Origin of the sequence: Neobacillus driksii (assembly GCF_013409995.1) — a bacterium.
Classification (GTDB): Bacteria; Bacillota; Bacilli; order Bacillales; family Cytobacillaceae; genus Neobacillus; species Neobacillus driksii.
In genome coordinates, this window is sequence record NZ_JACCBX010000015.1 from 143,354 (window position 1) to 150,511 (window position 7,158).

At 39.7% G+C, this 7,158-nt stretch carries 7 protein-coding genes, 7 tRNA genes and 1 riboswitch; of the genes, 5 read left to right on the top strand and 9 right to left on the bottom strand.

Annotation, left to right across the window (positions count from 1 at the left end; all coding sequences use genetic code 11):
- Positions 1-28 precede the first annotated feature (28 nt).
- From F4694_RS26815 to F4694_RS26835, 5 genes are all read left to right on the top strand, one after another.
- Positions 29-1,225, top strand: a complete 1,197-nt coding sequence (locus tag F4694_RS26815) for a class I SAM-dependent rRNA methyltransferase (RefSeq protein ID WP_179602974.1) — start codon at positions 29-31, stop codon at positions 1,223-1,225.
- A 163-nt stretch (positions 1,226-1,388) separates the two neighbouring features.
- Positions 1,389-1,569: riboswitch (Lysine riboswitch) on the top strand.
- Between the two features lie 127 nt (positions 1,570-1,696).
- Positions 1,697-2,575 (top strand): 4-hydroxy-tetrahydrodipicolinate synthase, encoded by an 879-nt coding sequence (gene dapA / locus F4694_RS26820; protein ID WP_179602975.1) that lies wholly within the window; start codon positions 1,697-1,699, stop codon positions 2,573-2,575.
- A 270-nt stretch (positions 2,576-2,845) separates the two neighbouring features.
- Positions 2,846-3,325, top strand: a complete 480-nt coding sequence (locus tag F4694_RS26825; protein WP_179602976.1) for a DUF2243 domain-containing protein — start codon at positions 2,846-2,848, stop codon at positions 3,323-3,325.
- Positions 3,326-4,114, top strand: coding sequence for a cytochrome c oxidase assembly protein (locus F4694_RS26830; RefSeq protein ID WP_179602977.1), 789 nt, complete (start codon positions 3,326-3,328; stop codon positions 4,112-4,114).
- Positions 4,115-4,321: 207 nt separating this feature from the next.
- Complete coding sequence (locus F4694_RS26835; RefSeq protein WP_179602978.1) at positions 4,322-4,510, top strand: hypothetical protein; 189 nt, start codon at positions 4,322-4,324, stop codon at positions 4,508-4,510.
- A gap of 78 nt (positions 4,511-4,588) precedes the next feature.
- Here the strand turns inward: F4694_RS26835 and F4694_RS26840 are convergent, their stop codons facing one another.
- From F4694_RS26840 to F4694_RS26880, 9 genes are all read right to left on the bottom strand, one after another.
- On the bottom strand, positions 4,589-5,059 hold the full coding sequence (locus tag F4694_RS26840; protein WP_179602979.1) for an SRPBCC family protein: 471 nt from the start codon (positions 5,057-5,059) through the stop codon (positions 4,589-4,591).
- Between the two features lie 28 nt (positions 5,060-5,087).
- Complete coding sequence (locus F4694_RS26845) at positions 5,088-5,951, bottom strand: nitroreductase family protein (RefSeq protein ID WP_179602980.1); 864 nt, start codon at positions 5,949-5,951, stop codon at positions 5,088-5,090.
- Positions 5,952-6,229: 278 nt separating this feature from the next.
- Positions 6,230-6,303 (bottom strand) — tRNA-Ile (locus F4694_RS26850).
- A 5-nt stretch (positions 6,304-6,308) separates the two neighbouring features.
- Positions 6,309-6,382: transfer RNA gene (locus tag F4694_RS26855), tRNA-Gly, on the bottom strand.
- Between the two features lie 14 nt (positions 6,383-6,396).
- Positions 6,397-6,471, bottom strand: a tRNA-Gln gene (locus tag F4694_RS26860).
- A gap of 16 nt (positions 6,472-6,487) precedes the next feature.
- Positions 6,488-6,563: transfer RNA gene (locus F4694_RS26865), tRNA-His, on the bottom strand.
- A gap of 48 nt (positions 6,564-6,611) precedes the next feature.
- Positions 6,612-6,688 (bottom strand) — tRNA-Met (locus F4694_RS26870).
- Between the two features lie 176 nt (positions 6,689-6,864).
- A tRNA-Val gene (locus F4694_RS26875) sits at positions 6,865-6,940 on the bottom strand.
- Between the two features lie 39 nt (positions 6,941-6,979).
- A tRNA-Glu gene (locus F4694_RS26880) sits at positions 6,980-7,054 on the bottom strand.
- Between the last annotated feature and the right edge of the window lie 104 nt (positions 7,055-7,158).

Here is a 7,158-nt window from a genome sequence, read left to right on the forward strand (position 1 = left end):
TGATAAATACAACTGATAGGATGAAGAGATGAAAACAGAAGTCAGGTTAAAGGTGAAATCAAAGTTCGTTAAAAAATATAAAAGCGGCTACCCGCTTATTACAAAAGATACGATTATGAATCACAATGTTCTAGATGAAGAAGGTCAGACGATAAACCTTGTGGATGAACAGAACAACTTTATTTCCAAAGGCTATTATGGGAAACAAAATAAGGGTCTCGGTTGGGTGCTAAGCAGCAATGAAAAGGAGCAGTTCAATTATGCCTTTTTAAAAAAGACCTTGAAGTCCGCCATCGCTCAGAGAGAATTTTATTATAAAAGTTCTGATACAACAGCATTTCGAGTATTTAATGGTGAAGGCGATGGCATCGGTGGTTTAACGATTGATTACTTTGATGGTTATTACTTAATTACCTGGTACAGTAAAGGCATTTATCATTTTCGAGAATTTATTATAGAGTCATTGAAGGAAATAGTGGAGTATAAAGCCATCTATCAGAAAAAACGTTTTGATGAAAGTGGTAAATACATTGAAGGGGATGACTTCGTCGCTGGCGAACGTGGAGAGTTCCCCATTATTGTGAAGGAAAACGGCGTCAATATTGCCGTTTATTTGAATGACAGTGCTATGGTCGGTGTATTCTTAGATCAAAAGGATGTAAGAAAAGCATTACGAGATAGATACACACAAGGGAAACGAGTATTAAATACATTCTCCTATACCGGAGTGTTTTCAGTGTTTTCCGCTTTAGGAGGCGCAAAGAAAACGACAAGTGTCGACCTCGCCAATCGAAGCAAACGTAAAACAATCGAGCAATTCAAAGTGAATGGAATTAAATATGAGGATCAGGATATCATTGTTGAGGATGTATTCAACTACTTCAAATATGCTGTACGAAAAGGGCTCCTGTTTGATGTCGTTATTCTTGATCCTCCAAGTTTCGCTAAATCCAAAAAGTTTGTCTTTAGTGCAGAAAAGGATTATAAAAACCTGCTAAAGGATGCCATCTCCATCACTGAGGATAACGGAACGATCCTCGCATCCACCAATTCTAGCTCTTTTGATATGGAAAAATTTAAAGGATTCATAGATACAGCCTTTAAAGAATCAAAAAAACGCTATAAAATAATGGAAGAATTCTCACTACCTGACGACTTCCGAACCAATAAACATTACCCAGAATCTGACTACCTAAAAGTAGTCTTCATTAAAAAAATAAAATAAAGTGCCAATCCATAGGATTACTGTCCACCCCACACGGACAGTGTCCACGGGCGGTGCCTGTCACCGCAGTCCCTGCGGTGACAGGCACCTTTGCTCTTGAATTTTAAAGAATTTTCTGGTATATTTATATATAATTAAATATTTTCTTACTTCATTACCTTGAAGTGAGGATAGAGGCGCAAAGACCATAAGTACGCAATAGGAGGATAATGAGGTCCTATGATGATTGTGGAAAGGGGAATTTGCCGAAGTGGATAGAATCTCATTTGTCTATGCCGCTGGTTCTGCTATTGAATAAATACAGAACTGTCATATAGGTGACTATATGGAGGGCTATCTTACGCAAAGGAACGGTTTTAAATTATGTTTCTACTGCAGTAGCGAGCCTTCGTTGCTGCTTTTTTGCGTTTACTATTGATTGACCTGATCTACCTCTAATTTTTATTAAAAATTATGTAAAGGGTGAGCTTGATGATTTTTGGCCAAGTTTTAACAGCTATGGTGACGCCATTTGATCAACATGGAGAGATTGATTATCACGCAGCTAGAACATTAGTAAATTACTTAATTGATAATGGTACGGATGGATTAGTAGTTGCAGGAACCACTGGAGAATCCCCAACATTAACAACAGAGGAAAAAATTTCATTATTTAAATTCGTGGTCGAGGTTGCAGCCGGCAGAGTGCCTGTCATTGCTGGAACTGGCTCAAATAATACGAGAGCATCAATCAGCTTAACGAAACAGGCAGAAGAAGCAGGCGTTGACGGTATTATGCTAGTAGCTCCATACTATAATAAACCGTCTCAAGAAGGATTATTTCAGCACTTTAAAGCCATTGCTGAAGCTACTTCGTTACCAGTAATGCTTTATAATATTCCCGGACGCTGTGCCGTAAACATCTCTGTTGAGACAATCGTCCGCCTCTCTGAAATTAATAATATTGTGGCAGTAAAAGAAGCAAGCGGTAATCTAGATGCGATGGCAGAAATCATTAACCGTACTCCAGATACATTCACTTTGTACAGCGGCGATGATGGACTAACCCTTCCAGTTCTAGCAATTGGCGGTGCAGGTGTAGTTTCCGTTGCTTCACATGTCATTGGTAATCAAATGCAAGAAATGGTCACACTGTTTAAAAATGGGCGCGTTCAAGATGCTTCCGTTTTACATCGCAGCCTTCTGCCAATTATGAAAGCATTATTTATGGCACCAAACCCCACCCCTGTAAAGGCCGCATTAAATATGCAAGGTGTCCAGGTTGGAGATGTCCGCCTGCCGATGATTCCTTTAAATGATGATGAAACAAGTGCGCTGCAAAAAGTCCTGCCAATCAATTCGTTGGTATAACCTGATTGTCATTCCTGTCCCTCTGTGGGGCAGGTTTTTTTCTTAGGGTGTTTTCTTCTCGATGATTGTTGTTTTGAGACAGAGCACGTGCAGCAGTTTTCTGACAGCTAATGCCTTATTAAACTCGTCGAGTCCGAAAAACAGCAACCTCCATTTCCACATCCCTGTTCCGATCCTACCCAGCCTAGTAATGATATTCAATGTTTGTTTGGATTTATTTAGTACTGGTTAAACTAATACAAGGAAAAATATGGAATAAGGGAGATAATTATGTCTACAAATCACGCTTCTCGCTCTGCCTATTTAGGGCGTAATCTACTTTCGGGCTGCATACTAGGATTAGGGTTTGTCGCTTTCATTGATGAGGCAGTTTTCCATCAAATCCTCCATTGGCACCATTTCTATGATAAATCTACCCCAGATATCGGACTAGTATCAGATGGTATTTTTCATGCATTTAGCTGGTTTTCAACGGTTGCTGGGGCATTTCTGGTTTCCGATCTTCGTCGAAGAAATGCTTGGTGGCCAAAAAGATGGTTTGGTGGATTTCTAATTGGCGGAGGCGGATTCAATTTGTTTGATGGGACGATCCAACATAAATTAATGAGGATCCATCAAATTCGTTATAACGTGGAGATTGCACCTTACGATTGGGTATGGAACATACTTGCCGCTATCATGTTAATCGCTGGATTAATGATCGTTTTTCGGACAGGCCGGGAATCAAAAGTGATGGAAGGAACAGCCTAAATGAATCATAACCATGTCCATCGTGCAAGTGAGCTGCCAAATGAACTTCTTTTGGCTCTCCCCTTTGTCCTAGTAATCCTGATTTATCTCTTATTTGGATTAGTCTCAAACCAATGTCATAAACAATGGCCTATATATCGATACATATTCTGGGGATCCGGAGTTCTTTCTGCTGCTGTTGCACTTATAGGTCCTATTGCCGACACTGCTCATGAAAATTTCACGGCACATATGGTTGGCCATTTGTTCCTTGGGATGCTTGCCCCTCTACTTCTAGTACATGCTGCTCCAATGACTCTTCTGATGAGAACTCTAAGTGTTGGACACGCTAGAAAACTATCTCGTGTGTTAAAGAGTTTCCCAGTTCGCATATATTGTCATCCGGTTGTCGCCTCCATACTCAATATTGGTGGCCTTTGGGTTCTATATACGACAGAACTGTACTCGGCGATGCAACATCATGCCCTTCTTCATATGGTCGTTCATTTTCACGTATTCTTAGCAGGATATCTCTATACCATTTCAATTATTTATATTGACCTGACAGCCCACCGGTATAGTTTTAGTTTACGTACGATCGTGCTAATCCTATCGTTAGCGGCACACGGAATCCTCTCAAAGTACATTTATGCTTATCCTCCAGGGGGTGTAACCATTGAACAGGCACATATGGGAGGAATGATCATGTATTACGGCGGGGATATTATTGAAATTTGCTTGATATTCTTGTTTTGCCAACAATGGTATAAAGCTGCACGGCCACGAACGTCGGTATCGATAAGTCATTAAACGAAATTTTATGCACACAAAAAAACCTGTATCGATAAAATAGGTATCATGAGTACAGGTTTTTTTATAAATTTTACCCAACTTGTTTATCATGGTTAGTAAAGGTTGGAAGCTAACGAGAAACCATGCTAAATACCTCTTGCCCTGCATAAGTTTAGCTCTACGAAAATATGATAAACTAAGTATCCTAAAAAAGGAGTTGTTAAAATGGTAATCTTTAATAAAATCGCTCTATTTTTCGTGGTTTTATACTCTGTCGTCATTATCTTAAATACTTATTTAGGAGAAACTGAACGGGTACAATCAAATGTTATTTACTTTTTAATGAATGGATTTGCATATATTGTTTCGGCTATGGATATTGAAAAAAGAAAAATTGAGTTATCAGAGTCCTAATTTTTATGAATTACTACAAAGTTAATTAAACGTTTGATTAGACCTTCTAAGTCCTTTTATACAAAGGTCTCAACCAATTTAATCAAACGTTTGATTAGTTCTTATTTCTGCTATTTTCTTTAGTTCTATTGCACGAATAGCAATAAATCTTTTCATGTATTCTTCTAGAAACAATTTATCAATTAAGACTCCGAGAGGACCGAAACGTGACTTATATTGAAAATGATCAACCATTGTCGTTCCTTTTTCTTCTTCAATAAACTGGTGGATATGAATGAATGACTTGAACGCACCCTTTACCATTACATCGACAAAACTATGAGGCTTTTCCATAAAGATTACTCTTGAGGTTAACCTTTGTGTAATACCAAAGTGTACAGCTGCCCAAGTTACACTGTCACCTTCCTCCAACATTCCCTTTGTTACACCTCCAACAGCTCTTTCCTTTGTTTTATAGGTAGTTTGAGTATGAACATTGACATCCCTGGCAAGATCAAAACAAACCTTTATTGGCGCATTTATAAACAGCTTGTGCTCGATAACAGGCATTTCTACTTACTCCATTCTTGCTTTCATTTTAAAGGGTTTCCCAGCTGGCAATATACTCCGTTTGCTCATTTGGGAGAAGTAAGTCTGGTTTTTCCACACTCCATCGTCCTTTAATATCTAATTCCTTACAGGCTAATTCAAACTGACACATCGCAATTCCCATATCTAAGAGCTGCATATCATATCCTAGTTTTGAACTATAATTCGGTGTATGCTCAATGTAAAAATGACAGACCCTTCGATCCTGTGTTAATGAAAGTCTCCAAGGTTGTTTATTGGATGCAGATGGGCCAAGCCTAACCATCTCGATTGGTAATTCAAGTAATCCTGCATTTTCTTTGTTCAATGGCACTTCAAATGTTGAATCATAAAATAACTTATCCCCTGGCTTTTTATTATCGGCCTTTACTACGTACCGGAGTGCCTTATCGAATACCCGTTGTTTTTGATTCGGATAGCCGATTGGTGTTATACAGGGAATGAATTCTGCTTCCGCGAGCTGAATTTCTTGCTCAAATGAATTTCGGTTGAACGTTCCTCCCATCCAGCAAGTACCGATTTCTAACTCCGTTAACCATAAGACTAGTTTTTGAAAGGTGTATGCAAACTCAACAAGAGAGTATTTACTATTTTCTGCCACCCCTGCCAAATATGCCTGTGGATTTTTAATAAATCCGTATGTGCCTAGCTTAATGCCTTTATCACTTACATTGTTGGTTACTTGTATGAACTCGATTCTGCCCTTACTCCCAAATGGTCCAAGTAAGTTATCTTCATTGCTTATGTAATCCTTTATTCTTTCAACATGAGATTCTTCAATATTTTTAATGTCAAAGTTTCGAACCGATTGGCGTTTTTTCATGGTTTCTATGATCGACTTTTCAAAAATCATCGAATCCCCCCTTCTGTAAGCACAGTTATTAGTGTCAAGTTCACTCTTATTGTAACCATTCACAATCATCTCCTACAACTTAACGACGTCAACTTTTATGATATTTGGCTATTCGTTCCCTTTAACTCAAAAAATTGAAGTCTTCGGTAACAAATAGAGAGTATTCGTCCCCTTTAGCCCATTTAATTGATGTCTTCGGTAACGAATAGAGGTAGAAATAAATCAACAAAAAAAAGAGCGATTGCTATGAATAGCAATCACTCTTTTCGAATTATTTATGGGCCTAAATGGACTCGAACCATCGACCTCACGCTTATCAGGCGTGCGCTCTAACCAGCTGAGCTATAGGCCCTTAATTGGAGCGGGTGATGAGAATCGAACTCACAACATCAGCTTGGAAGGCTGAGGTTTTACCACTAAACTACACCCGCGTATAAAAATAAAATGGCTGGGCTAGCTGGATTTGAACCAACGCATGTCGCAGTCAAAGTGCGATGCCTTACCGCTTGGCTATAGCCCAATATTAGAAAAGTAAATGGGGCGGCTGATGGGAATCGAACCCACGAATGCCTGAACCACAATCAGGTGCGTTAACCACTTCGCCACAACCGCCAAAATAATATAGTTGAGGTTTAATCGTGTAAACCTAGATAGTTTAATTGGTTGCGGGGACAGGATTTGAACCTGCGACCTTCGGGTTATGAGCCCGACGAGCTACCAGACTGCTCCACCCCGCGATAGTATAAACAATAAAATTTTGATTTTGCTCTTAGCTTGAAAGACCGCCCCAATTTCAGAAAGTCTATTCAAGAAGCAGCTCAATCGGTGCACTGTAGACCATTCGAGGAAGCTTAGTCGAACGTGCTCCACCCCGCGGCAATTTGAAGATTATTTTCACTCCGTGAAAAAATCATGGTGGAGGATGACGGGATCGAACCGCCGACCCTCTGCTTGTAAGGCAGATGCTCTCCCAGCTGAGCTAATCCTCCATAGTATGGAAAGTTATTTTGTCTATTGAGAAAAAACTTTGGTGACCCCTACGGGATTCGAACCCGTGTTACCTCCGTGAAAGGGAGGTGTCTTAACCACTTGACCAAGGGGCCATTCAAAAATCACAAAATAAAAACCCCAAAGGGGCAATGCCTGGCAACGTCCTACTCTCACAGGGACAAAGTCCCAACTACCATCGGCGCTGAGAAGCTTAACT